Source organism: Microbacterium meiriae (assembly GCF_032364335.1).
GTDB classification, from domain to species: Bacteria; Actinomycetota; Actinomycetes; order Actinomycetales; family Microbacteriaceae; genus Microbacterium; species Microbacterium meiriae.
Map to the genome: position 1 here is coordinate 213,291 of NZ_CP133984.1, position 22,344 is coordinate 235,634.

General features: G+C 70.0%; 26 protein-coding genes. 12 read left to right on the forward strand and 14 right to left on the reverse strand.

What is annotated here, in order from left to right; translation table 11 throughout:
* The first annotated feature begins 3 nt into the window (after window positions 1-3).
* Window positions 4-861, forward strand: coding sequence for a fumarylacetoacetate hydrolase family protein (locus RI211_RS00985; protein WP_315638254.1), 858 nt, complete (start codon window positions 4-6; stop codon window positions 859-861).
* A gap of 157 nt (window positions 862-1,018) precedes the next feature.
* On the opposite strand, the gene RI211_RS00990 is transcribed toward RI211_RS00985, so the two are convergent.
* Both RI211_RS00990 and RI211_RS00995 read right to left on the reverse strand, forming a co-directional pair.
* Complete coding sequence (locus RI211_RS00990; RefSeq protein WP_315638253.1) at window positions 1,019-1,867, reverse strand: SMP-30/gluconolactonase/LRE family protein; 849 nt, start codon at window positions 1,865-1,867, stop codon at window positions 1,019-1,021.
* A complete protein-coding gene (locus RI211_RS00995) occupies window positions 1,864-2,685 on the reverse strand; it encodes a hypothetical protein (protein ID WP_315638252.1) in 822 nt (273 codons plus the stop codon). Before RI211_RS00995 ends, RI211_RS00990 begins: the two co-directional genes overlap by 4 nt.
* A gap of 65 nt (window positions 2,686-2,750) precedes the next feature.
* On the opposite strand from RI211_RS00995, the gene RI211_RS01000 reads away from it, so the two are divergent.
* The gene (locus tag RI211_RS01000) at window positions 2,751-3,599 is read left to right on the forward strand and encodes a Gfo/Idh/MocA family oxidoreductase (RefSeq protein ID WP_315638251.1); all 849 of its coding nucleotides are present in this window, start codon (window positions 2,751-2,753) and stop codon (window positions 3,597-3,599) included.
* Between the two features lie 101 nt (window positions 3,600-3,700).
* On the opposite strand, the gene RI211_RS01005 is transcribed toward RI211_RS01000, so the two are convergent.
* The 3 genes from RI211_RS01005 to RI211_RS01015 all read right to left on the reverse strand — a co-directional run bounded on the left by RI211_RS01005 (window position 3,701) and on the right by RI211_RS01015 (window position 7,268).
* Complete coding sequence (locus RI211_RS01005; RefSeq protein WP_268777478.1) at window positions 3,701-4,138, reverse strand: VOC family protein; 438 nt, start codon at window positions 4,136-4,138, stop codon at window positions 3,701-3,703.
* Between the two features lie 21 nt (window positions 4,139-4,159).
* Complete coding sequence (locus RI211_RS01010) at window positions 4,160-4,504, reverse strand: TraR/DksA family transcriptional regulator (protein ID WP_259951788.1); 345 nt, start codon at window positions 4,502-4,504, stop codon at window positions 4,160-4,162.
* A 229-nt stretch (window positions 4,505-4,733) separates the two neighbouring features.
* Window positions 4,734-7,268 (reverse strand): MMPL family transporter, encoded by a 2,535-nt coding sequence (locus tag RI211_RS01015; protein WP_315638250.1) that lies wholly within the window; start codon window positions 7,266-7,268, stop codon window positions 4,734-4,736.
* 68 nt (window positions 7,269-7,336) lie between these two features.
* Here RI211_RS01015 and RI211_RS01020 point away from each other — a divergent pair, with 68 nt between their 5' ends.
* Window positions 7,337-7,909 (forward strand): TetR/AcrR family transcriptional regulator, encoded by a 573-nt coding sequence (locus RI211_RS01020; protein ID WP_025104106.1) that lies wholly within the window; start codon window positions 7,337-7,339, stop codon window positions 7,907-7,909.
* 78 nt (window positions 7,910-7,987) lie between these two features.
* Here the strand turns inward: RI211_RS01020 and RI211_RS01025 are convergent, their stop codons facing one another.
* The 3 genes from RI211_RS01025 to RI211_RS01035 form a co-directional block, all read right to left on the reverse strand.
* On the reverse strand, window positions 7,988-8,131 hold the full coding sequence (locus RI211_RS01025; protein WP_187662960.1) for a hypothetical protein: 144 nt from the start codon (window positions 8,129-8,131) through the stop codon (window positions 7,988-7,990).
* Window positions 8,131-10,458: a phosphoribosylformylglycinamidine synthase subunit PurL gene (gene purL / locus RI211_RS01030; protein ID WP_315638249.1), complete on the reverse strand. Its 2,328-nt coding sequence runs from the start codon at window positions 10,456-10,458 to the stop codon at window positions 8,131-8,133. Before purL ends, RI211_RS01025 begins: the two co-directional genes overlap by 1 nt.
* Window positions 10,459-10,551: 93 nt before the next feature.
* A complete protein-coding gene (locus RI211_RS01035; RefSeq protein ID WP_315638248.1) occupies window positions 10,552-11,505 on the reverse strand; it encodes a helix-turn-helix transcriptional regulator in 954 nt (317 codons plus the stop codon).
* 98 nt (window positions 11,506-11,603) lie between these two features.
* Between RI211_RS01035 and RI211_RS01040 the strand changes: the two genes are divergently transcribed.
* From RI211_RS01040 to RI211_RS01055, 4 genes are all read left to right on the forward strand, one after another.
* Entirely contained in the window at window positions 11,604-12,044 is a 441-nt protein-coding gene (locus RI211_RS01040) for a VOC family protein (protein WP_315638247.1), read from the forward strand.
* Between the two features lie 165 nt (window positions 12,045-12,209).
* Window positions 12,210-12,437, forward strand: coding sequence for a hypothetical protein (locus tag RI211_RS01045; RefSeq protein WP_187662965.1), 228 nt, complete (start codon window positions 12,210-12,212; stop codon window positions 12,435-12,437).
* A 7-nt stretch (window positions 12,438-12,444) separates the two neighbouring features.
* Window positions 12,445-13,167: a 3-keto-5-aminohexanoate cleavage protein gene (locus tag RI211_RS01050; RefSeq protein WP_315638246.1), complete on the forward strand. Its 723-nt coding sequence runs from the start codon at window positions 12,445-12,447 to the stop codon at window positions 13,165-13,167.
* A 242-nt stretch (window positions 13,168-13,409) separates the two neighbouring features.
* Window positions 13,410-13,574: a hypothetical protein gene (locus RI211_RS01055; RefSeq protein ID WP_315638245.1), complete on the forward strand. Its 165-nt coding sequence runs from the start codon at window positions 13,410-13,412 to the stop codon at window positions 13,572-13,574.
* Between the two features lie 323 nt (window positions 13,575-13,897).
* Here the strand turns inward: RI211_RS01055 and RI211_RS01060 are convergent, their stop codons facing one another.
* The gene (locus RI211_RS01060) at window positions 13,898-14,275 is read right to left on the reverse strand and encodes a VOC family protein (protein WP_187662968.1); all 378 of its coding nucleotides are present in this window, start codon (window positions 14,273-14,275) and stop codon (window positions 13,898-13,900) included.
* 57 nt (window positions 14,276-14,332) lie between these two features.
* The gene (locus RI211_RS01065; protein ID WP_315638244.1) at window positions 14,333-15,037 is read right to left on the reverse strand and encodes a helix-turn-helix transcriptional regulator; all 705 of its coding nucleotides are present in this window, start codon (window positions 15,035-15,037) and stop codon (window positions 14,333-14,335) included.
* Window positions 15,038-15,119: 82 nt separating this feature from the next.
* On the opposite strand from RI211_RS01065, the gene RI211_RS01070 reads away from it, so the two are divergent.
* Both RI211_RS01070 and RI211_RS01075 read left to right on the forward strand, forming a co-directional pair.
* Complete coding sequence (locus tag RI211_RS01070) at window positions 15,120-15,989, forward strand: NmrA family NAD(P)-binding protein (protein WP_315638243.1); 870 nt, start codon at window positions 15,120-15,122, stop codon at window positions 15,987-15,989.
* Between the two features lie 43 nt (window positions 15,990-16,032).
* Entirely contained in the window at window positions 16,033-16,365 is a 333-nt protein-coding gene (locus RI211_RS01075) for a hypothetical protein (protein ID WP_315638242.1), read from the forward strand.
* A 62-nt stretch (window positions 16,366-16,427) separates the two neighbouring features.
* Here the strand turns inward: RI211_RS01075 and RI211_RS01080 are convergent, their stop codons facing one another.
* On the reverse strand, window positions 16,428-17,429 hold the full coding sequence (locus RI211_RS01080; RefSeq protein ID WP_315638241.1) for an SDR family NAD(P)-dependent oxidoreductase: 1,002 nt from the start codon (window positions 17,427-17,429) through the stop codon (window positions 16,428-16,430).
* 75 nt (window positions 17,430-17,504) lie between these two features.
* Here RI211_RS01080 and RI211_RS01085 point away from each other — a divergent pair, with 75 nt between their 5' ends.
* Together RI211_RS01085 and RI211_RS01090 are read left to right on the forward strand one after the other, a co-directional pair.
* Window positions 17,505-18,077 carry a TetR/AcrR family transcriptional regulator gene (locus RI211_RS01085; RefSeq protein ID WP_259951802.1) on the forward strand — a complete coding sequence of 191 codons (573 nt, stop codon included), beginning with the start codon at window positions 17,505-17,507 and terminating at the stop codon, window positions 18,075-18,077.
* 177 nt (window positions 18,078-18,254) lie between these two features.
* A complete protein-coding gene (locus RI211_RS01090) occupies window positions 18,255-18,551 on the forward strand; it encodes a hypothetical protein (RefSeq protein ID WP_315638240.1) in 297 nt (98 codons plus the stop codon).
* Window positions 18,552-19,138: 587 nt separating this feature from the next.
* Here RI211_RS01090 and RI211_RS01095 read toward each other — a convergent pair.
* The 3 genes from RI211_RS01095 to RI211_RS01105 form a co-directional block, all read right to left on the reverse strand.
* Window positions 19,139-19,990: a hypothetical protein gene (locus tag RI211_RS01095; RefSeq protein WP_315638239.1), complete on the reverse strand. Its 852-nt coding sequence runs from the start codon at window positions 19,988-19,990 to the stop codon at window positions 19,139-19,141.
* Window positions 19,991-20,150: 160 nt separating this feature from the next.
* Window positions 20,151-20,819: a hypothetical protein gene (locus tag RI211_RS01100; RefSeq protein WP_315638238.1), complete on the reverse strand. Its 669-nt coding sequence runs from the start codon at window positions 20,817-20,819 to the stop codon at window positions 20,151-20,153.
* A 131-nt stretch (window positions 20,820-20,950) separates the two neighbouring features.
* On the reverse strand, window positions 20,951-21,475 hold the full coding sequence (locus RI211_RS01105) for a monooxygenase family protein (RefSeq protein WP_315638237.1): 525 nt from the start codon (window positions 21,473-21,475) through the stop codon (window positions 20,951-20,953).
* Between the two features lie 70 nt (window positions 21,476-21,545).
* Between RI211_RS01105 and RI211_RS01110 the strand changes: the two genes are divergently transcribed.
* Window positions 21,546-22,157 (forward strand): MerR family transcriptional regulator, encoded by a 612-nt coding sequence (locus tag RI211_RS01110; RefSeq protein ID WP_315638236.1) that lies wholly within the window; start codon window positions 21,546-21,548, stop codon window positions 22,155-22,157.
* Window positions 22,158-22,344 lie beyond the last annotated feature (187 nt).

Genomic DNA, 22,344 nt, shown 5'->3' on the forward strand with positions numbered 1-22,344 from the left:
CTCATGGAACTGCTGCGACTCGGCGAGATCGGCCACGAGCGCCCCTACGTCCGCGATGACGAGGGCGTGGTGCGCGATCTCGGATCCCTGACCCGCGACATCGACGGCGCCTTCCTCGCCGCGGACGGCATCGCCCGCGTGCGGGCGGCGCTCGCGGACGGCTCGCTGCCGCAAGCGGAGACGACGGGACTGCGCGTCGGCGCCCCTGTGGCGCGGCCGACCGCCGTGATCTGCATCGGCCAGAACTACGCGGCGCACGCGGCGGAGTCGGGCGCCGAGCCGCCCGCGCACCCGGTGGTGTTCTTCAAGCACCCGAACACGGTCGTGGGCCCGGACGACGTCGTGCTCCTGCCGCCGGGCGCCGAGAAGGTCGACTGGGAGGTCGAGCTCGCGGTCGTCATCGGTCGCACGGCGCGGTATCTGCCCTCCGTCGAGGCCGCGCGCGACGTGATCGCCGGCTACACCATCTCGAACGACGTATCCGAGCGGGCGTATCAGCTCGAGGTCTCCGGCGGACAGTGGTCGAAGGGGAAGTGCTCCGAGACGTTCAACCCCCTCGGCCCCGCGCTGGTGCCCGCCGACGAGGTCGACCCCCAGGCGCTGCGCCTGCGGTCCTTCGTGAACGGCGAGCCGCGGCAGGACTCCTCCACCGCCGACATGATCTTCCCCGTGCTGCAGCTGGTGCACGAGCTCAGCCACTACCTCGTGCTCGAACCCGGGGACGTCATCAACACCGGCACTCCGCAGGGCGTCGCGCTGTCCGGGCGCTTCCCCTATCTGCAGGACGGCGACGAGATGACCATCGAGATCGAGCGGCTCGGCCGTCAGCACCAGCGCGCGGAGCGGGTCCGGCTCGGGTGAGGCCTGTGCCCGGGGCACGGTTCCTTTCGCTGAGTGCAACCGTGTCCCGGGTAGAGGCCTCTCCCAGGCCCCCGCGGCCACAGGCATCCGCGCCGGCTCAGGCGGGTGGAGGGGAAAGGTGCCTGATGCCGCGCGAGCGCCTGACCCCGCGCGAGGGTCAGCCGGCGAAGGGGAGGACCGGGAGGCCGTGCACCCCGGGACGCACCGCGAAGACCGACCCCGCGGCGGTGCCGTGATCGGGCGGCAGGCCCTGCGCGGAGGTCGTGATGAAGAGCGTGCCGAGGTCGTCGCCGCCGAACGTGCAGGCACTGACCTGGGGCACCGGCAGCACGATGTCCTCGCGCACGGCCCCGGACGGCTCGAAGCCCCGCACACGGCTCCCGCCCCACAGCGCGACCCAGACGCTGCCGTCCGCGGCGACCGTGAGGCCGTCGGGCACGCCGTCGTCTTCGGGGATGTGCGCGAACACCCGGCGTCCGCGGAGGTCGCCCTCGGCCACGTCGAACACGTCGATCCGCCCGGTGTCGGTGTCCACGTAGTAGACGCGGCGGCCGTCCGGGGAGTAGCTGACCCCGTTGGACGAGGTCACGCGGGGGAGCACCGTGGTCACGTCGAGCGCGGCGTCGATGCGCAGCACGGTCCCGGCACCCTCGGTGGAGTCCGTGGACATCGATCCGGCCAGGAGTCGCCCTCGCGGGTCGCAGCAGCCGTCGTTCATACGTACCGCGCCGTCGTCGAGGAGGGTCGCGGCGGGACGGGCCTCCGCATCGGGGCCGCCGGCGAGGTACAGGGTACGCGCGCCCACCGCCACGAAGCCCCCGGACGTGCGCGGACGGAAGAACGCGAGGTACTCGTCGTCGACGTGCTGGCGGACGATGTCGTCGCCGCGGAGGGTGAGCAGGTCGCCCGCGTCTCCGTCGACCCAGCGCAGCCCGCCCCACCCGGGCCACCAGACCGGGGCTTCGGCGTGGACGGCGACCGGGCCGGTCACGTTCTCGGGAGTCATGCGCCCTCCGCCGTCCGCCGCGGGTCGGTCACGGGCAGCGGCTGCGGAACGGGCTCCGCGTGATCCGCCGCTGCGGCACGGGCGGACGGAAGCTCTTTCGCGACCTGCTTCTCGAGCACGGTCACGGCCTCGTCGGAGAGCAGGATGAGGCCGTCGAGCTCCTCGCGCACCCGCTTGTACGCGATGTTCCGCTCGGACTGCGTCGCCGACTCGTCCACCGCCACCTTGAGGAGCTGCTGAGCGCGGTCGAGCCGCTTGCGCTCGGCCTCGGTGAACGTCGAGTCACGCAGCCGGCGGGCGTCCTTCTCCGCGATCTCGAACGCGACCGCGTAGTCGCCGACGGCCTGCAGGTACTCCGCGATCTGCTGCTCCGACAGCGTCGCGTCGGCGGAGGCCGGGCGCAGCGCATCCGCGGTCTTCTTCGCGCGGAGGAAGGCGGCCGTCAGCGGCTGGCGACCGTCGCTCATCGCGGGGAACGCGATCAGCTTGGCGACGTCGAGCTCGTAGTCGAGCCAGCGCGCGGTGATCTCGTCGTGCTCGGCGAAGAGGCGGGCGAGCAGGTCGCCGGGCGCCACCGACGCGGTGGTGTCGACCACGGTCGGACCCTGGCGCTTCGCCTGCCGTCCGGCCGCGCGCGCCTCGATCTCGGCCGTCTTCAGCTGCGCCTTCATACGCAGCGTCTCCAGCCGGCGCTCGTGCCGACGCTTGGAGCTGCGCTCCCAGGCCTTGGCGGCGCCGCCGGCCATGCCCATGATCGGGAAGATGAGCCACCAGTAGTCACCCGCGAAGTTCCAGAAGCCCCGGATGAACTCGTCCATGATGGGTTCAGCCTACTGCGCGACGGCGGGTCGCCGGGGGCCCGCACGCGAGGGAGGGCGGCCGCATGAAGAGCGTCGGCATCGCCGGGATCGAGAACAGCCACGCCACGGAGATCGTCCGCTTCCTGAACGCCGAGGCGGCGGACGTGCCCGTGCGGATCACCGCCCTCGTGGCAGGGGAGCCGGAGCGCACGCGGGAACTGGCCGCGCTCGGGGGCATCGAACGCGTCGTCGAGGAGGCGGGCGCGCTCCTCGGCACGGTGGATGCGCTCATCGTGACCGCCCGCGACGGTGCCGATCATCGCGCCATCGCCGTCCCCTTCCTGGAAGCCGGGGTGCCGGTCTGGGTCGACAAGCCCCTCGCAGCAGCGGTCGCCGATGCCGACGCGATCCTCGCCGCCGCGCAGCGTGGGCGGGCGCCCGTCACCTCATCGTCCACGCTCCGCTGGCTCGCCGACACCGCGGAGCTCACGGCGGAGGCGGGTCGCATCGGGGAGGTCCAGGCGGTCACCGTCACGGGGCCTGCCGATCCGGACAGCCCGTACAGCGGCATCTTCTTCTACGGCATCCACATCGCCGATCTCGCCCAGGTTCTGCGGCCCGGCATCGCGGAGGACGTCGAGGTGCAGTGCCTGCCGGCGGGTGTCGTCGCCCGCTACCGGGTCGGCGGGGTGCCCGTCACGCTGGAGTTCGTGCGGCCGGACGGCGACCGTCAGGTGCCGTTCCGGGCGACCGTCGTCGGCCGACGGGGCATCGCCAGCCGGGAGATCCCGATCGGCCCCGGGTACGTGCAGCCCGGCGTCCGTGCCTTCGCCCGGATGCTCGAGACCGGTGAGCCCCCGGTTCCCGCGTCCGAGATGCGCGCCCCGATCGCCGTGCTCGACCAGGTCGCCGAGGTCCTCGCCTCCCGCTGACCCGGGCACAGCTTCGGAGATCCGGGCCGACACGCCGTCGACAGGTTCCGTTCGGCGGCGTGTCGCCTGCGGTCTCCGAAGCTGTGCCCGGCCGAGCGGGTTCAGGCCTTCGTGAGGTCCTGCGCGAGCATGAGGATGATGCCGCTGGGACCGCGGAGGTAGGTCAGCCGGTAGATGTCCCGGTAGTTCGCGACGCCGCGCAGGGGATGGAACCCGTGCCGCGCGGCGATGGCGAGGGAGGCGTCGATGTCGTCGACGGAGAAGGCGATCCGGTGCATGCCGATCTCGTTCGGTCTCGTCGGCTCCGTCTCGATCGCGTCCGGATGGATGTACTCGAAGAGCTCGATCTGCCCGCGCCCGTCCGGGGTCTGCAGCACGGCGATCCGCGCGTGGTTCCCGTCGAGTCCGACCGCGGTGGACGCCCACTCGCCGCTGACCTCGTCCCGTCCGACCACGGACAGCCCCAGGTCGGTGAAAAAGGCGATGGTGGCGTCGAGGTCGCGCACGGCGATCCCGATGTTCTCGAGGGCGATGGCCATTCCCGCGATGCTACTCCGGCGTCAGCGACCGAGCTTCTCGGCGCAGGCCACGCAGTATTCCGCGAACGGCCGTACCTCCAGGCGCTCCGGCGGGATGGGCTTGCCGCAGTGCGCGCAGATGCCGTAGGTCCCGGCGTCCATCCGCATCAGCGCCTCGTCCACCTGGCGGAGCTCCGCCTGCGCCGCCTCGGCGAGCCCCGACAGCCGCGACCACTCCGACGAGAGCGTCACCCCCTCCGGGTCGTGCTCGTCGTCGTCGTTCGAGCCCTCGCGATCGTGCATGAGCTCCGCGAGGGTGGCCGCCGTAGCCGTGACGCGAGCTGCGGCCTCGGCGCGACGCTCTTCCAACAGCGCTCGCAGATCCATCCGCCCACTCTAGGCCCGGCGACACTCACGTCGTCGCGGGTCCAGGCGTCCGCGCGGATTCAGGCGACACTGGCAGGAAGCTGCCTGAACTGCCGTGCCTGCCTGCCCTCTCGGGACAGCCTGCGCCCGCGACCGCGCGCGCAGGGTCAGGCGCCCGCGCGGCATCAGGCGACACCAGCAGCAGATGCCTGAACCCGCGCGAACGCCTGAACCCGCGCGTGACCGCGATTCAGCCGCGGGTGCGCGGAGCCTCCAGGGTGGGCACGGAGTCGGTGTGCACGCTGGGGTGATCCCGCTCCAGCGCCGCGCCCTCCATGTCGACGTTCGGGATGATGCGGTCGAGCCACTTCGGCAGCCACCAGGCCGAGCGTCCGAGCAGGTGCATGAGCGCAGGCATCAGCAGCATCCGCACGACAAACGCGTCGAGCAGCACGCCGAACGCGAGGCCGAACCCGATGGACCGGATGATGGTCGACTCCGAGAACACGAACCCGCCGAACACCGACACCATGATGAGCGCGGCGGCGATGACCACCGAGCGCCCGGCTCGGAAGCCCTGGGCCACGGCATCGCGCGCGGAGGCGCCGTGCACATAGGCCTCGCGCATCCCCGAGGCGAGGAAGAGCTGGTAGTCCATCGCCAACCCGAACAGGATACCGACGAGGATCACCGGCAGGAAGCTCAAAATCGGACCGGTGCTGTGCAGCCCGATGAGGTCGGCGCCCCAGCCCCACTGGAACACCGCGACGATGAGCCCGTACGTCGCGAACAGCGACAGCACGAACCCTCCCGTGGCGATGAGCGGCACGAGCAGCGAACGGAACACGACGATCATGATGAGCAGCGACAGGCCCACGACGACCACGAGGTACAGCGGGAGCACGCTCGCCAGGGCCTCGGAGATGTCGATGTTCGTGGCAGCCTGCCCGGCGACGCCGAGGGTGATGCCGCCGTCGATCTCGGGGAGACCTCGCAGATCCTGCACCAGTTTCTCGGTGGAGGCGCTGTTCGGGCCCTCGGCGGGCAGCACCTGGAAGGCGAGGAGCGTGTTGTCGTCCGACGTCGCGATGGGAGCGACCGCGACCACGTCGTCCTGCTCCGCGATCTTCTCGGCCACGGTCACCTGGGTGGCCAGCAGGTCGTCGTCGCTCACGGCGTCGTCGAGGGTCGCGGTCACCAGGAGCGGCCCGTTCGCACCCTCGCCGAACTGCTCGTCGACGGTCTGGAACGCGCGGTAGCTGGTGGAGTCGGCGGGTTCGCTCGACCCGTCCGGGAGGCCGAGGCGCATCGACATCGCGGGGATCGCGATCACGAGCAGCGCGACGATGCTGACGAGGGCGGTGACGACCGCGCGCAGCGTCGACATCCGGCGCACGGGCTTTCCGGCCGCGTGCTCCTGGCCGATGGTCGCCCGCGCCTTGCGGCCGAGCAGGCGGGTGCCGACGAGGCCGAGGATCGCCGGGGCGAGGGTCACGGCCACGAGCACGGCGACCGCGACGCAGACCGCGCCTACCGTGCCCATGAGGCCGAGGAACGGCACGCCCGTCACGTTGAGGGCGAGGAGCGCGACGATGACCGTGGTCCCCGCGAACACCACCGCGGTCCCGGAGGTGCCGGTGGCCAGACCGATGGACTCGCGCACGGGCGACCCGGCCAGCAGCTGCTTGCGGTGCCGGTTCACGATGAAGAGGGAGTAGTCGATGCCGACCGCCAGCCCCAGCATCACGCCGAGGACGGGAGTGACCGAGGCCATGTCGACGACGCCGGAGAACGCGAGCGACGCCGTGACGCCCACGCCGACGCCGACCACGGCCGTGACGATCGGAAGGGCCGCACCGATCAGCGAGCCGAGCATGACGATGAGCACGACCGCGGCGAACGCGAGACCGATGGCCTCGCCGACGCCGAAGATCTCCGGCACGCCCTGGGCGATGTCGGTGCCGAAGTCGACCGTGACGCCGTCGATCTCCTCGTCCTGGAAGTGGGCGATGGTGCTCTGCTTGGTCTCTTCGGCGAGTTCCAGGCGCGGGTCGACGAAGGAGACGTTGACGATCGCCGTGGAGCCGTCCTCCGAGACGACGCCGATGCCGTCCGAGAGGTCGAGGAGGGTCGTTCCGAGCTCCAGCTGCGCCGCACTGTCGGCGAGCTCGTCGCGGTTCGCGTCGATGGTGGCCTGCTGGGCCTCGAGCTGCGCGAGCTGGGCGTTCAGCTCCGCGAGCTGCGCGTCGAGCGCGGCGGTCTGCTCGGGCGGTGCACCGGCGGCGTCGGCCTGAGCCCGCGCTCCCTCGAGCTGGGTGATCCCGGTCTCGAGCTGGGCGCGGCCGTCGTCGAGCTGGGCCTGGCCGGCGTCGAGCTGGGCGCGGCCGGCGTCGAGCTGGGCCTGGCCGTCTGTCAGCTCCTTCGCCTGCTCGTCCTGCTGCCGCTGGGCGTCGAACGGGTCGACGACGGAGGCGACGCCGTCGAGGTGCTCCGCGCTCGCGGCGAGGTCGGAGATCGCCTGCTTCTGCTCGTCGGTGAACGGCTCGCCGTCGTCCGTCCGGTAGACGACCGTCCCGGTGCCGCCGGCGGTGTCCGGCAGCTTGTCGGCGAGCTGATCGGTGACCTCGCCGGACGCGGTGCCCGGGATGTCGAAGCTGTTGCTCAGCGTGCCGCCGAACGTGAGGAAGGCGCCGACGCCGAGCCCAAGGATGAGCACCCAGGAGACGATCACCGTCCATGCTTTGCGCGCAGCGAAAGAACCCAGACGGAACAGCAGTGAAGCCACGTGATCTCCTTCAGACGAAAAGAGCATACGGCACGTCTCGTCTAGGGATCTGTGGCTATCCTGAACGCATGGTGAACGAGCATCGTAGCGGCCCCGTGCGCAGCACCGCGGCTCGCGAGGCGATCCTCGACGCGACGGCCCGGCTCTTCCACAATCAGGGGTACGACCGGCTCACGATCGAAGGCATCGCCAAGGAGGCCAAGGTCGGCAAGCAGACCATCTACCGCTGGTGGCCGTCGCGGGGTGCGCTCATCGGGGAGTGCCTGGCCGAGGGGCGACTCATCCCCGTGGACTTCGTCGTGCCCGACACCGGAGACCTCTCCGCCGACGTGGAGACCTGGCTGCGGAGCGTGCTCTCCATCCTCGAGAAACCCCAGGGCGGGGTGCTGCTGCGGTCGCTCGTGGCCGCGGCGACCGAGGACGCCTCGGTCGGCGCGCACCTCGGGGAGAGCCTCGGGGTGGAGAAGTACCTGTCGGAGCGCCTCCGCGGGGGCATCCGGGACGGTCAGCTGCCGGAGGACGCCCCGGTCGAGCAGCTCGGCCGCGCGATCCTCGGGGCCATCATCGTGGAGTCCCTCGGCCGCGAGGCCCACGATCCGGGTTCCGTCGTCGCCCTGACCCGCTACCTCTTCGCCCGCTGAGGTCGCGGATCCGCACGAGGTCGCATGGGTTCCTGGAATCCCTGCGACCCGGGTGCGAATCTGCGACGTAAGGCCAGGTCAGCCGAGGAGGATGGTGAGCACGGTCGCGCCGCCGCCACCGAGGATCAGTGCCACGATGACGGTCCACGCGATGATGCGGATGCGCCGGTTGCGCTTCTCGCCGAGGTCGCCGTAGTCCTCGCTGAGGCCGTCGCCGCTCATCAGGCCACCGGCTCCGTGACGGTCGGACCGAAGTACGACGGCAGCGTGGCCTGCGAGCGCTCGCGGAGCTCGGCGGCCGAGACGGTGAAGACGTCCTGCACCTCGAGCTGTGGCTCGCTGTCCGTGACGCCGATGCGGGCGACCGGGTAGCCGCGGCCCTCGCAGAGACCTCGGAACTTCACGTCGTCCTCGCGGGGGACGGTCACGAGCACGCGGCCGGTCGACTCGGAGAACAGGGCGGTCGCGGCGTCCACGCCGTCGCGCTCGATGATCTCGTTCAGCCAGACGCGGGCACCGACGCCGAAGCGCATGACACCCTCGGCCAGGGCCTGCGCGAGACCACCCTCCGAGAGGTCGTGCGCCGAGGAGATGAGCCACTCGTCACGGGCCGCGGCGAGCAGGCCGGCCAGGCGCTTCTCGCCCGCGAGGTCGACCTTCGGCGGGCGGCCGCCGAGGTGCTGGTGCACGACGTCGGCCCACGCGGAGCCGGACAGCTCGGTCGAAGTCGTGCCGAGCAGGTAGATGTTCTGCCCCTCGTCCTGCCAGCCGGACGGGATGCGGCGGGAGACGTCGTCGATGATGCCCAGCACGCCGACGAGCGGCGTCGGGTGGATCGGCACGTCGCCGGTCTGGTTGTAGAACGAGACGTTACCGCCCGTGACCGGGGTGCCCAGCTCGTAGCAGCCGTCCGCGAGGCCGTCGACGGTCTGCCCGAACTGCCACATGACCTCGGGGTTCTCGGGGGAGCCGAAGTTCAGGCAGTCGGTGATGGCCGTCGGCACGGCACCGGTCACGGCGACGTTCCGGTAGGCCTCGGCGAGCGCGAGCTGCGCGCCCGCATAGGGGTCGAGCTGGCAGTAGCGGCCGTTGGCGTCCGTCGAGACCGCGAAGCCCAGGCCGGATTCCTCGTCCACGCGGATCATGCCGGCGTCGTCGGGGAAGCTCAGGGCCGTGTTGCCGAGCACGTAGTAGTCGTACTGGTTCGTGATCCAGCTCGTGTCCGCGAGGTTCGGGGAGGCGACGAGGGCGAGGAACTGTTCGCGCAGCGTCTCCGGGTCGTTCGCCCGCGGCAGGTTCTCGGCGGCGTCCGCCTGCAGGGCGTCGATCCACGTCGGGTAGGCGACGGGACGGTCGTAGACGGGGCCGTCGACCGCGACGGTCGAGGGGTCGACGTCGACGATGCGCTCGCCCTGCCAGTCGATGATGAGCCGTCCGTCGCCGGTGACCTCGCCGAGCACGGAGGTCTCGACCTCCCACTTGTTCACGACGGTCAGGAAGGCGTCGAGCTTCTCGGGGGCGACGATCGCCATCATGCGCTCCTGCGACTCCGACATGAGGATCTCCTCGGCCGTGAGCGTGGGGTCGCGCAGCAGCACGTTGTCGAGGGAGACCTTCATACCGCTGTTGCCGTTGGCCGCGAGCTCGCTCGTCGCGCACGAGATGCCGGCGGCGCCGAGGTCCTGGATCGCCTCGACGAGCTCGCCGCGGTACAGCTCCAGGCAGCACTCGATGAGCACCTTCTCGGCGAACGGGTCTCCCACCTGCACCGCGGGGCGCTTGGTGGGGCCGCCGTCGGCGAACGTGTCGGAGGCCAGGATGCTGGCACCGCCGATGCCGTCGCCACCCGTGCGGGCACCGAACAGGACCACCTTGTTGCCGACGCCGGTGGCGTTCGCGAGCTTGAGGTCTTCGTGGCGCAGCACGCCCACCGCGAGCGCGTTCACGAGCGGGTTGGCCTGGTAGACGCTGTCGAAGACGGTCTCGCCGCCGATGTTCGGAAGGCCCAGGCAGTTGCCGTAGAAGCTGATGCCGCTGGTCACGCCGTGCACGACGCGGGCGGTGTCCGGGTGGTCGATCGCGCCGAAGCGCAGGGCGTCCATGACCGCGACCGGGCGTGCGCCCATCGAGATGATGTCGCGGACGATGCCGCCGACGCCGGTGGCCGCGCCCTGGAACGGCTCGATGAACGACGGGTGGTTGTGCGACTCGGCCTTGAAGGTGACGGCCCAGCCCTCGCCGACGTCGACGACGCCCGCGTTCTGGCCCATGCCCACCATGAGACGTTCCTTCATCTCGTCGGAGACCTTCTGGCCGAAGCGGCGCAGGTAGTTCTTGCTCGACTTGTAGGAGCAGTGCTCCGACCACATCACCGAGTACATCGCCAGCTCGCCCGAGGTGGGGCGGCGGCCGAGGATCTCCTTGATACGCGCGTACTCGTCGTCCTTGAGCCCGAGGGCGCCGTACGGCTGCTCCTTCTCGGGCGTCGCGATCGCGTTCTCGACGGAGTCGGGGACGTGCTGGGGGGAAGGTGCAGGGGCGGTGGTCACGCGCACTCCAAAGGAAGGGGCCGGCGGGGCGTGTTCAGTCTACCGGCGCGGTCGGGGCCGTTCTCTCGTGCGTGCTGTCGGACCGGGTCGGCGTCAGGAGGAGGAGGAGTGCGCTGCCACGAACCGCTGCGCCAGCATCCCCGCCGCCTCGCGCAGCGCCTCGGGCCCGACCACCGTGAACGGTGCGTCGAACCGGGCCACCGCGGCGAGCACACCCGTCCACGACCAGGAGCCGACCGTAAGGCGGCACGAGCCGTCCGACAGGGGCACCACCTCGCCGTCGCCGACCCACGGCATCACCTCTCGCGCAGGCAGGTCGAGGTCCACCTCGCCCGTGCACGGCCAGCGGTCCTCGGTCGTCGAGCCCTTGGCGCGCGCGGCGAGGAGTGTCTGCGCGTCCGCGGCGGGGAGAGGCCGCGGCGTGAAGGAGGGTCCGGTCGGCGTGCGGGGCCGCAGCCGATCGAGGCGGTACGTGCGCCAGTCGGCCGCGTCGAGGTCCCAGGCCAGCAGGTACCAGCGGCCTTCCCGCGCCACGACGGCATGGGGCTCCGTGCGCCGGGGCGGGCGGTCCCGTGCGGAGCCGTAGTCGAATCGGAGCACCTGTCGGTCGCGCACGGCCGCGCTCGCCGCCTCCAGCACGGCCGGGTCCACGCGGACCTCGGCGGGCGCTCCGGTGAAGCGGATGCCGTCGATCCGGTGTCGCAGGCGTGAGGGCATCACCTGGCGGACGGTCGCGAGAGCACGCTGTGCGGCCTCGGCGACCTCGACCCCGGTCGCACCCGCGTTCTGCAGGGCGACGGCGATCGCCACGGCCTGATCGTCGTCGAACAGGAGCGGCGGCATATCCGATCCCGCTTCGAGCCGGTAGCCGCCGTACGGACCCTTGCTCGAGCCGATGCGGTAGCCGAGTACGCGCAGCCGATCGACGTCGCGGCGCACCGTGCGCGGAGTGACGCCGAGACGGTCGGCGAGTTCCCCGCCCGGCCAGTCCCGTGTCGCCTGCAGCAGGGACAGCAATGCGAGCATGCGCGAGGAGCTTCCGGTCATGGCTCCATTCTGTGTGGGAAGCGGACAGAAATAGACCTCTACTGCTGTGAGGGTGGGGTCACACGGCCCGATCGGCGGGCCGGGACACGGAGGACACCATGACTCTCACGACCACCACCCACCTCAACTTCCGCGGCACGGCTCGGGAGGCGCTCGACTTCTACGGGTCGGTCTTCGGCGGCGAGGTCACCGCGGCGACCTACGGGCAGTTCGGGATGCCGGAGGGGGTTCCCGGGTTCGACAAGGTCGTGTTCGGGCAGCTCGACGGACCCGTGCGGCTGATGGCGTACGACATCCCGGGTGCGGACGACACCGCTGCGCCCTCGGGAGCCACCCGCCGCGAGAACGGGATGACGATCACCGACCGCTCCTTCTTCCAGTCGCTGCGGGCGGATTCCCTCGCGGAGCTTCAGCCCGTGTGGGATGCCCTCGCCGACGGCGCGACGCTGGTCGAGCCCCTCACCGCCTCCGCGTGGTCGGCCGGCTTCGGCATGCTCACCGACCGCTTCGGCGTGACCTGGGTCCTCGACGTCGCCTGACCGCCGACCCACCCCCTTGCGGTCGACCCGGCCCCTTCCGGTCGTCCGCAAGGGGCCGGGATGCACAGAACGGGGTGGGTCGGCGCCCGCGCGCGACACGACATGTCAAGGGCCTCTTCGCTGTCGGTCGCCTCACGTAGAAAGGAGGGAGACGAAAGGCAGGGCATGGCCGCAGGAGACATCGAGACGTTCTCGCGCAACGGCATCTGGTTCAACCGGATCCAGGGCGAATCGCACACGCTGGGCAGCAGCTTCGAGTCGATGGAGGAGGCGGTGAAGGTCGGCCGCGGGGCGGCGACCGCGCGCCAGGTGCAGCACTTCGTCCGCACGGAGGAGGGGCCGTCGGAGGACGTGGCCCCGAACGAAGCGCACCCGCGCGACCTCATGTGGTGAGGCGCAGATGATCGTGCAGGCCTGTGTGAACGGTGCCAGAGACGTCGCGGAGCACCCGTGGCTGAGCGCCGACGAGACGGTGGTCGCTCAAGACGCCGCGGCGGCCGTCGATGCCGGGGCTGCGGAGATCCACGTGCACCCGAAGGACGCCGCCGGCCGCGACTCCCTCGCGCCCGAGGATGTGCAGCGGTGGCTCGGGGCCGTCCGCGCCGCGGCGCCGGGAGTGCCCGTGGGCGTGACGACCGGGGCCTGGGCCGAGCCCGACGTATCGCGAAGGCTCCAGGCCATCGGAGGCTGGACGGAGCTCCCTGACTATGCTTCCGTGAACTGGCACGAAGACGGGGCCGACGAAGTGGCCGTGGCGCTGGGTCGACGGGGCATCGGCGTGGAGGCGGGTATCTGGGACGCGGCGGGACTCGAGGCGTGGCGGGTCTCCCCGGTCCGCGGCGACTGCCTGCGCGTGCTCGTGGAGCTTCCGGCGGAGGCGGCCGACGTCGTCCGTTCGCACGCTGAAGGTCTGATCGCGCACGTGGCTCGCGAGGAGCCCGACCTGCCGATCCTGCTGCACGGGGAGGAGCTGTCGACCTGGTCCGCCCTCGACCTCGCCGCGGAGCTCGGCCTCGACACGCGGATCGGCCTGGAGGACACACTCCTCCTCCCGGACGGCTCCGAGGCTCCGAGCAATGCCGCCCTCGTCCGCGCCGCCCGCGCCCGCCTCCCCCGTTCCTAGCCCCTCGCCCACGCCGCGTCGCCGCGCCCTGCCGGTTCGGGTGCAGGAACGCGCCTCCCTCTGTCGCTTCACGCCCCTTTTCGCATTCCTCACCTTCGGCCGCGTCCCTCCTTTCGCGTGAGAGTGCAGGAACGTCCCTACGGCCACCGGATCCGGGGCGTTCTCGCACTTCTGACCGCAACGAGGTGGCGATCCCCTGCCACCTACCCTCCCCGGAGCAGGACCGCCCCTACGCTGGAGCGATGTTCGCCGGTACCTCGATCTTCTTCCTCCTCGTCTACCTGGTCGTCCCGCTTCTCGCGCTGCTGCTCCTGTGGCTGATCATCTACTCGGCGGTCCGGGCGGCCCTGACTGCGCATCGCCGCGCGCTTGCCGCCGAGCGCACCACCGCGCCGGATACTCTCTGACCCTTCGCCTCCAGCGACCTCGACGGCCTCATGCGTCGTCGCTGAAGCCCCGGTGCAGGCGCAGAGCCGTTCCTCCCGTCGCCGGCTCGGGCACGTTTCTGCCCTTCTCTGCACGGGTTCCCGTCCGGGACCCCGGTGCGGGCGCAGAAGCATCCCTGATCCTGATCTCGCCTCGACCGGAACGGTTTCGCACTCCCCACCGGGTGCATCCCATTCAGTGCCGATACGGGATCAGAACGGCCCCGACACCGCCCGCCCCGGAACGTTTTCGCACTCTGCACCCGCGGGAGACCGCACGAACGGGCCGCACGAACACCCCGGACTCACGCGGTGCTCCACCCACGCCAGTCGGGACGGTCGACGATGCAGAAGCGGTTCCCCTCGGGGTCTTCCATGATGATGTAGTCCGCGTCGTCGGGGCGGCCGTCCCAGTGCACCTCCCGCGCTCCGAGTCCGGCGAGGCGCTCCACCTCCGCGGACTGGTCCTCCGCATAGATGTCGAGGTGGATGCGCGGCGGCAGCACACGCTCCGAGTGGTGCGCGTCGAGCGCGATGCACGGTGCGTCGGCGTCGCGGGGTCTGAGCACGACCCAGTCGTCCTCCGCGGGGTCTCGTTCGACGTAGTCGAGGGCGGCCTTCCAGAACGCGGTCTGGGCCGGGAGGTCGTCCACGCGGATCACGATCGACACGATCTTCAACATGCGGCGAGGGTACGGCGAGCGAACGCATCCGCGGAGGGGCTTGCGCCGCCGCGCGGATCAGCTTCCGGACCGGCCGAAGTCGCTCGTGAGCCACTCCTCGACCGACGCGAACGGGAACTCCCGCGCCGCGAACACTCCCGGCACAGTCCGCACCTCCCGCATCCGGTCGAGCCGGAACAGCCGCCAGTCGTCGCGATCGATGTCGAAGCCGACCACGTACCACCGCCCTCCGCGGAAGATATGGCGATGCGGCGCGATCACCCGCTCCGAGGCGCGATCGTGCTGGTCGGTATAGGTGAAGGCGACGCGAGCATCCTGAGCGACCGCGTCGGCGAGCGTCCCGACCGCAGCCCACTCCGCGGGCGCCGGCTCCGCGCGCAGGATCTGCGTGGACAGCGCCGTCGCCGCAGCCCGTCGCCGGAGGCCAGGCGGGAGGACCTGCTCGATCTTCCCGCGGGCGACGGCGGCGGCCGGGTCCGCAGGGCTCCACGCTTCGAGGACGAGCAACCCGGTGATGATCGTGGTGACGTCGTCGGCGTCCAGGAGCGGCGGCGGAATGCGCGTCCCCGGTCGCAGGCGGTAGGCCGCGCCGGGACCGGGGCGGGAGTGCACGTCGTAGCCGAGGTCGCGCAGGCGCTGCGCATCACGGCGGACCGTCCGCGGGCTCACGGCGAGGCGGGCGGCGAGGTCGGGCACGCTCCACTCGCCGCCGGTCTGCAGCAGCGACAGCAGATGGAGTGTGCGGTGCGAGGGGGCGTCCACGGCTCCATCATCGCGCGAGATGCGGCCGGAATCAGGACGTATCCGTCCGTAGCGTGGAGCGACACCGACCGAGAGGACCCTCATGCGCATCGCTGTCACCACCCCCAACGGCCACGTCGGGCACCACCTCACCCGGATGCTGATCCGCGCCGGCGTCCGTCCTCTGCTGCTCACCAGGGACCCCGATCGCATAGCTGCCGACCTCCGCCCCTACGTCGACGTCGCCCGGGCAGACTCGCAGGATCCCGAAGCGATCGTCGCCGCGACACGAGACGTCGATGCCCTGTACTGGGTGGATCCGTCGGTGTTCTCCGACGACCCGCTCGCCGACTACGCCCGTGCGACCGAGGCCCTGGTGGAGGCCGTCCGGGCGAACGGCGTCCGGCGGGTGGTGTTCCAGAGCAGCGTCGGGGCGGAGAAGCGGAACGGCGTCGGCGAGATCGACGGGCTGGCCGGCACGGAGGTCGCGCTCGACGCCCTCGACATCGACGTGACGCATCTGCGCTGCGGCTACTTCTTCACCAATCTGCTGCTCGATGTCGAGTCTCTGCGTGCGGGAACGCTCGCCACCGTGCTGCCGCTCGACTTCCGGATGCCGTGGGTGGCGCCGCGGGACATGGCGGAGGTCGCCGCCCTCACGCTGCTGAACGGGGAGTGGAGCGGCCGGCGGGTGCAGGGCGTGCACGGACCCGCGGACCTGGGCTGGTCTGAGGTCGCCGCGATCCTGACGCGCGAGCTCGGGCGAGAGGTGACCGCGCAGCGCATCGACGACGAGGAGATGCGCCAGGGGCTCCGTGCCGCGGGGATGCCCGAGGCGATGGCGGAGGCCGTGCTCGGGATGTCGACCGGACTCCGCGACGGCTTCGTGGCGGAGCAGCCGCGGTCCGTCCTCTCGACGACGCCGACGACTCTCGAAGCGTGGGCGCGCGAGGAGCTCGTCGGAGTGGTGTGACCGGCATCCTGCCGACACCGCTCCCGTCCGATATGGTGCGGCCATGGAGACCACATCCGAGGTGACGCACGAGACCGATGACGACGCGCGGTCGGGGATCGCGCCTGAGACCGATGAGGCCGAGCTCGCGGAGCGGCGACGGCTGGCCGTGAACAGCTTCGGATGGATCGTCGCGTGGGGTGTGTCGGTCGTGGCCCTGATCGTCGGCATCAGTCTCACGGGAGTCGGGACGGTCGAGCACATCGTCGAGTACAGCGACAGCTACGACGTCTTCACGCGAGAGGTCTGGCCCGCGGGTCTCGTGCTCCTGGGCGTGGGCGCGCTCGGGATCATCGCCACTGCCCTCGCCACCACCGTCCTCACGCAGAAGCGCTGACCCCGGACGGAGAACGCCCCCGCCGTTCGGGTCGGCGGGGGCGTCGGTTCCATGGAGTCGCGTTACTGCACGGACCAGCCTCCGTCGGAGGCGAGGATGGCGCCGTTGATGTTCACGGCGTCATCCGAGAGCAGGAAGGTGATCGACGCGGCCAGGTGCTCGGCGGTCGCGACGGTCGGGATGGCCTGCTGGAACGGGGCGAGGCGGCCGGAGCCGTACTCGGACATGTTCGGGGGCATCGGGATGCCGGTGGCGACGCCGCCGGGGGCGACGGAGTTCACGCGGATGCCCTTCGGCCCGTACATGAAGGCGGCGGACTTGGTGACCCCGATGATGCCGTGCTTGCTGGCCGTGTAGGCGTTGCCCGAGGCGTTGCCGCGCAGACCCGCCTCGCTCGACACGTTGAGGATCGCGCCGCGACCGGCCTTCTCCATGACGGGGATGACCGCGCGCATGAGCTTGAACGGCGCGGTGAGGTTGATCGCGATGACGCGGTCCCACACGGCATCCGGGGTCTCGCCCGCAGGGGAGAAGTCGTCGTTGATACCGGCGACGTTCGCGAGCCCGTCGATGCGGTCGCCCGCGGCGGCGAGCACGGCGTCGATCGCGTCCTGCTTCGTGAGGTCGCCCGCGACCGTGACGATGTCGGCATCCGGGAGCTCGGCCTTGAGGGCGTCGAGCTTCTCGGCCGCGATGTCGCTGGCGATCACGCGTCCGCCTTCCCGGGCGATGCGCGAGGCGGTGGCCTTGCCGATGCCGGAGGCGGCGCCGGTGACGATGACGGTCTTGCCAGCGAAGCGGCCGGCCGTGACCTTCTCGGTCCAGCCCTCGGAGGCGTCGTCCTGGGGGATCTCGCCGTTGTTCGCGGCGCGCACGAGGTCGTCGACGACCGACTGCGGGAGCTGGCCCTGGCTCATGGCGACGAGCTGCTGCAGGGGGAGTCCGAGCACGGGGGTGAGGAGCTCGGGGTCGGCGCCCGTCTGCTCGAAGAGGCCCCGGATGAGCGGGCCGCCGGTGGGGTCGTTCATCCAGTCGCCGATGGTGGAGTGTGCGGTGAGGGCCATGCTCTTTCTCCTTGCTCGGGTTTCGCAACGGTGCGTCTACTTATGTTCCAGTGTACGCCTGAGTACGCTCGAATGGTGCCCCGTCCTCGCAGTGAGAAGGCCCGCCAGTCCGTGCTGGAGGCGATGCGTCGTGCGCTCGCCGCAGACGGGTACGAGGCCGTGACGATCGAGGGTCTCGCGGCTGAGGCGGAGGTGTCGAAGCAGACCATCTACCGCTGGTGGCCGTCGAAGGCCGCGATCCTCGGCGAGGCGCTGCTCGAAGGCTCGGTTCCCGGGTCCGACGCGGTCGTGCCGATGACGGATGACCTCGGTGCGGACCTGCGCGCGTGGTTCACGGCGGTGTCCGCGGGGCTGGCTCGGCCCGAGGGTGTCTCGCTGGCGCGGGCGCTCATCGAGGTGACGGCGGCCGACCCGGAGCTGGGGCTGGTGTTGAATGAGCGGCTGGCGGCGCCGATTCGGGAATGGGTCTCGGAGCGGGTCTCTCGCGGGCGCGCGGACGGCGACGTGCGGGCCGACGTGGATGCCGCCGCGGTCGCCGACGAGTTCATCGCGATCGCCTCGTACTCCGCCCTGATCGGGCAGCCGTTGAGCGCGGAGCGGGTGGAGGAGACGGTGGTGCGGTTGCTGCGGGGGATCGCGGCGAGCTGAGTCTCTCGCTGGATTGCTGTGCGGCGCGACGGTCGCAGATCTCCCTGCTGTACTCGTCGGACACCTCGAGTCGAGAATATCGGTTGTGACCTCATATGTATGCTTTCATGTGTCGCATGACGCAGCGAACGTGATCTCGCGGCATTGTATTGGTGGGCTGGCGGCTGTGTGGTGGCCGTGGGTGAGGAACTGCTAGAGGTAGACATCATGCTTTTTGTCGCGGTGGGCGTAGCTCTTCTCCTCTGGGGGGCGTTGGTGGGGCGGGTCGGCAGGAAGCTCGGCACTCTTCTCGCCATCGTTCCCGTTCTGGTGTGGTTCGGCGTCCTTGCGTGGTTCGGCTCGTCGGGCAACCTCGACAGCCCGGCTGGAGATGCGCTTCCGGTGTACCTCGTGATCGGGCTCCTTGCCTTTATGGCCGGCGTCAACCTCACCGATCGCTCCGTGTCCGTGCGCAATTCACGACAGAAGCCATGACCCGATCGGCGGGTGATGCCGGCGACGAGTGTGGCGGTGACGTCTTGACCGTGCCGCCGGCCGGGGTCTGACCTGCGCGGGCCCCACGTCCGTTTCGCTGAGCCGCTCACCTTCGGCGATCACACAGTCCCCGTGGCCGTTAGCATCGCCCGTCGCTCGCTTGATCTCCGCGGATACTGCTTGACCCGACCGCTGGCGTCGAACCACCGCTGCAGCGTTTCATCATCGCGAAGTGCCACACGGCGGCGCCTGTCGCCGCGCTCGCCTCGAGCGCCGGAGCGGGCTGCGGCACAGAATCCACGCCTACGAGCACCGCCAGGAACCAACCCCATACGCACAGGGTCGCGATGAGATGACTTCGGGGGCGTGTGATCGTTGAGAACCACGTGACGGGCTTCATTGGTTCGCCGTCTTCCGGCCTTCTGTCGGTCGAGCGGCGTAGCAACAGCTCAGGACCACGGCGACCGCGGTTCCCGCGACGGTGACCGTGATCAGAATCCAGCAGAGCAGGGCGGTCAGAATCATGCTGTTGCCGAACATCGTGGCTCCCTTCTCGTGTGGCTCGGTGTGAGCGAAAGACGAATGCATCAACGACTCGCGATGCGCTGCAGATCCGCATCGGTGACGTCCTGAAAGCCGATCGACACGGGCGCGAGGCGAGCGGTGCGTGTCTTGCCGCTGTCGTCCGTGTAGTCGATAGACGGGCTCATGACGCGGAAGTCGAAGTCTCCTCCGCACGCAAGCTCCGCTGTGACGGTGTGCGACCGGGTGTCCAACGAGACCTCGTCTGCGCGGACGTCTGTTGAGCCCGGGTCGAAGCGCTGGACCGACGCCACCGCCTTAGGAACGGGGAAGTCGGCCGTTGTGCATCGCGGCATCCCGACCACGTCCGCACGGGCGTCTTCGGAAGCGAAATCGTCGGCCGGCGCACTCGTCAGCAACCAGCCGCCGACGGGCACCTGGACGATCGTCGAGGAGCCCCCGAAGACGAGGCCGACCGTATGGAACGACAGCCCCGTGGGGGGAATGGCGACAGTGAAGGTGACGTTGCCGAGCGTGACCCCGTTGGCATCGTCTCCGCGGGCGACGGTGAAGTCGCCTGGTGGGACCGAGAGGTCGTCCGAGAGCACGATGCCGGTGAGGTCCGTCCAGATCGCGTCGTCGGGCTCGGCGACGAAGATCAGGTTGATCGGATAGGTCGCGTTGGTCGGCTGGACGATCGTCGCGGATGTCCGGGCGAACGATGCGGTCGAACGCGGCATTTCCCCGGGAGAGCAGGACGCCAGGGTGGGGATGAGGCTCAGCGCGAAGATGCTCCATGTGCTCAGCGTCCCGACGAGGTTCTGACGTCGTTGCGAGACCATCGAGAACCGCGAGCGGTCGCCTCCGAGCGGATCGTCAATGAAGATGCGCGCTCCCACGTCGCGTCTGCTCGACATCACGACGAGAGTTGTGCCGAAGTCGGCGGTAGGCCGCTCTTCCCAAGAGGAAGATGGTGTACCCCGCACCCCCGACGACGACAAGCCAGAGGAGGATGACGGTGACGGCGAAGACGTTTCCGAACATTGGGGTTCCTTCGTGCTGCGGCGCTGGCGGCGTTCAATAGGTGGAGACGGATGTGCCGCTTACGCGGATCCCGATAGAGCCCTTTGTGGTTGCCCAGGCCAAGTTCGCGGTGTACCGGAGTTCCGCCCATGCCGGGCCCGCGGCGCTCTGCGTCGCCCGCTTGATGCTGCCCGATCGGGTGCAGGAGCCGGCGACGTTGTCGCAGGTGAGCGATCGCATGTCGCGAACCCTCGCGCGACCTGAAGTGCTGGTCTGATAGTCGATGACGAAGGTCGCGCTGCTGATGAGGTCGTAGACCCCCACCCGGCATCCAACCTTCCAGCCCGCGGAGCTTCTGCAACCGCTGATCGAGGACCGCGTTGCTGCGTCTGACGCACCAGTTGGAAGCTCGAGTTCGGTCCAACTCCGAGAACCGTCGGCGAAGATGCTGATGGTGCGAGTGCCGGTGCTCGTGGATTCGATCGTCGTCCGCACAGGACCCTTTCCAGCAAGTGAGTCAGGAGCTTCGCCGTGCTCCATCTTGTCGACGAGCTGATCCTGGATCTCCAGGTCGATGCCGCCCTCGGTCATCGTGGATCGGATCGCTGACTCTTCGGCGTCGGAGAGAAGTCCCGCATCGGCCGAAGCGGGAGCCGCGAGGAGCAGCGTTGTAGCCACACTCAGGCCTGCCACCAGTCCGAGGCTGGGAATGTACCGTCTCATGGATCTCCTATACGATCTGTATCTGCAGTGAGTAAAGCGCACGTATGAGGACGATTGCAATATATTTGGATGACGAACGTAGTCCAGGCGATGATGTCGGAAACGGTGCGGTTCCCGGCGCCTACAGGGGCTCACTGACTGTTGGCCTGGGAGTGATCGGCTCTTGGGTGGGCTGCTGCTGTCCGTCCGTCCGTGAACCGCGCCTGCGCGCGGTCATGGCGTCGCGGCACGGGCACGTGTTCCGTCGCGGCTGCGAGGCCCATGCGCTTCGTCGAGGCGTACACGCTCTCGGCGGTGTCGACGAGGAACGTCTCGTGCCACACGCCGACCGCTCCCGGAGCCTTGCGGGCGGCGCGGTTGAAGGCGGTCCACGCCGGACGGTGCTGCTGATCCGGGTTCGAGGCATAGGCGTAGAGCTTGTCGACGGACGACCAGAACTGCACGACGTAGGGTCCGCCCGATCCGAGGAGGAGCTGGTAGCCGAGCAGCCCGGAGGCGGGCTCGGTGCTCAGCTCGCGGAGCATGCGCGGCATGGCGACGAACGCTGGCAGCCACAGGTCGGGGCGCCACCACCGGTTGATCTGCATCCCGATGTGGAACACGACGAGCTCGCCTTCGTGGCGGTGGGTCATGCGACCCGTGACGACTTTCGACATGGCGACTCCTCGATTGGATAGTAGCGCTATCCATAATGGATAGCGCTACTATCGAAGTCAAGGGGTGGCCATGAGGATTTCCGAACTGTCAGCGCAGACCGGCGTGACCGTGCCGACGATCAAGTACTACCTGCGCAAGGGGTTGCTGCCCGAGGGCGAGCGCACCTCTGCGACGCAGGCCACGTACGGCGAGAAGCACGTCGAGCGGCTGCGCGTCATCCGGGCGCTGCTCGATGCGGGGGTGAGCATCGCCGAGACGCGACGAGTGGTCGCGGCGCTGGATGATCCGCCCGCGAACCCGCACGAGCTGCTGGGGACCGCGCACGCCGCGATCACCCCGCCGGCCGACGACGCGTTGGACCTCGCCGGCGTCGAGGCGCTCGCCGCTCGACTCGGATGGAAGCCCGGGATGTGTGACCCCGCGGTGCTGCACGCGGTCGCGCGTGCGCTGCAGGGGCTGGAGCGTGTCGGGTTCACGGTGCCGGAGGCGGTGATGGCGGAGTACCTCGCGAGTGCGCGGCGGATCGCGGATGCGGAGATCGCGGGGGTGCCGGAGGAGTCTGCGGAGGCTGCGGTGCGGTACGTGGTGCTGGGGTCGGTGCTGGTGGAGCCGTTGCTGCTGGCATTGCGGCGGGTGGCGCAGCAGGTGAGCTCGGGGGAGCGGTTTGGACTTCCCGCCTGACAGTCTTCATTCGACGCGGCTGAGTGGGGCTCGCCTAGGTACTGAGCGCCAAACGAATCGGCCTCGGTCTGGAAGGGCCCGGTGGTAGTTGTTGCGATGCTCTTCATTGGCTGCGACAGCGGCCTCCCGGGGCACTTCCCAGCAAGAGCACTGACCGACCTCCAGGATCGCGTTCACTGCGTTGCTC

Excerpts from the sequence above, each read along its gene's own strand:
- RI211_RS00985 (WP_315638254.1), top strand. The coding sequence starts at position 4 with ATGGAACTGCTGCGACTCGGCGAGATCGGCCACGAGCGCCCCTACGTC.
- RI211_RS00990 (WP_315638253.1), bottom strand. The coding sequence starts at position 1,867 with ATGACTCCCGAGAACGTGACCGGCCCGGTCGCCGTCCACGCCGAAGCC.
- RI211_RS00995 (WP_315638252.1), bottom strand. The coding sequence starts at position 2,685 with ATGGACGAGTTCATCCGGGGCTTCTGGAACTTCGCGGGTGACTACTGG.
- RI211_RS01000 (WP_315638251.1), top strand. The coding sequence starts at position 2,751 with ATGAAGAGCGTCGGCATCGCCGGGATCGAGAACAGCCACGCCACGGAG.
- RI211_RS01005 (WP_268777478.1), bottom strand. The coding sequence starts at position 4,138 with ATGGCCATCGCCCTCGAGAACATCGGGATCGCCGTGCGCGACCTCGAC.
- RI211_RS01010 (WP_259951788.1), bottom strand. The coding sequence starts at position 4,504 with ATGGATCTGCGAGCGCTGTTGGAAGAGCGTCGCGCCGAGGCCGCAGCT.
- RI211_RS01020 (WP_025104106.1), top strand. The coding sequence starts at position 7,337 with ATGGTGAACGAGCATCGTAGCGGCCCCGTGCGCAGCACCGCGGCTCGC.
- RI211_RS01025 (WP_187662960.1), bottom strand. The coding sequence starts at position 8,131 with ATGAGCGGCGACGGCCTCAGCGAGGACTACGGCGACCTCGGCGAGAAG.
- RI211_RS01035 (WP_315638248.1), bottom strand. The coding sequence starts at position 11,505 with ATGACCGGAAGCTCCTCGCGCATGCTCGCATTGCTGTCCCTGCTGCAG.
- RI211_RS01040 (WP_315638247.1), top strand. The coding sequence starts at position 11,604 with ATGACTCTCACGACCACCACCCACCTCAACTTCCGCGGCACGGCTCGG.
- RI211_RS01045 (WP_187662965.1), top strand. The coding sequence starts at position 12,210 with ATGGCCGCAGGAGACATCGAGACGTTCTCGCGCAACGGCATCTGGTTC.
- RI211_RS01050 (WP_315638246.1), top strand. The coding sequence starts at position 12,445 with ATGATCGTGCAGGCCTGTGTGAACGGTGCCAGAGACGTCGCGGAGCAC.
- RI211_RS01055 (WP_315638245.1), top strand. The coding sequence starts at position 13,410 with ATGTTCGCCGGTACCTCGATCTTCTTCCTCCTCGTCTACCTGGTCGTC.
- RI211_RS01060 (WP_187662968.1), bottom strand. The coding sequence starts at position 14,275 with ATGTTGAAGATCGTGTCGATCGTGATCCGCGTGGACGACCTCCCGGCC.
- RI211_RS01070 (WP_315638243.1), top strand. The coding sequence starts at position 15,120 with ATGCGCATCGCTGTCACCACCCCCAACGGCCACGTCGGGCACCACCTC.
- RI211_RS01075 (WP_315638242.1), top strand. The coding sequence starts at position 16,033 with ATGGAGACCACATCCGAGGTGACGCACGAGACCGATGACGACGCGCGG.
- RI211_RS01080 (WP_315638241.1), bottom strand. The coding sequence starts at position 17,429 with ATGGCCCTCACCGCACACTCCACCATCGGCGACTGGATGAACGACCCC.
- RI211_RS01095 (WP_315638239.1), bottom strand. The coding sequence starts at position 19,990 with ATGTCGAGCAGACGCGACGTGGGAGCGCGCATCTTCATTGACGATCCG.
- RI211_RS01100 (WP_315638238.1), bottom strand. The coding sequence starts at position 20,819 with ATGAGACGGTACATTCCCAGCCTCGGACTGGTGGCAGGCCTGAGTGTG.
- RI211_RS01105 (WP_315638237.1), bottom strand. The coding sequence starts at position 21,475 with ATGTCGAAAGTCGTCACGGGTCGCATGACCCACCGCCACGAAGGCGAG.
- RI211_RS01110 (WP_315638236.1), top strand. The coding sequence starts at position 21,546 with ATGAGGATTTCCGAACTGTCAGCGCAGACCGGCGTGACCGTGCCGACG.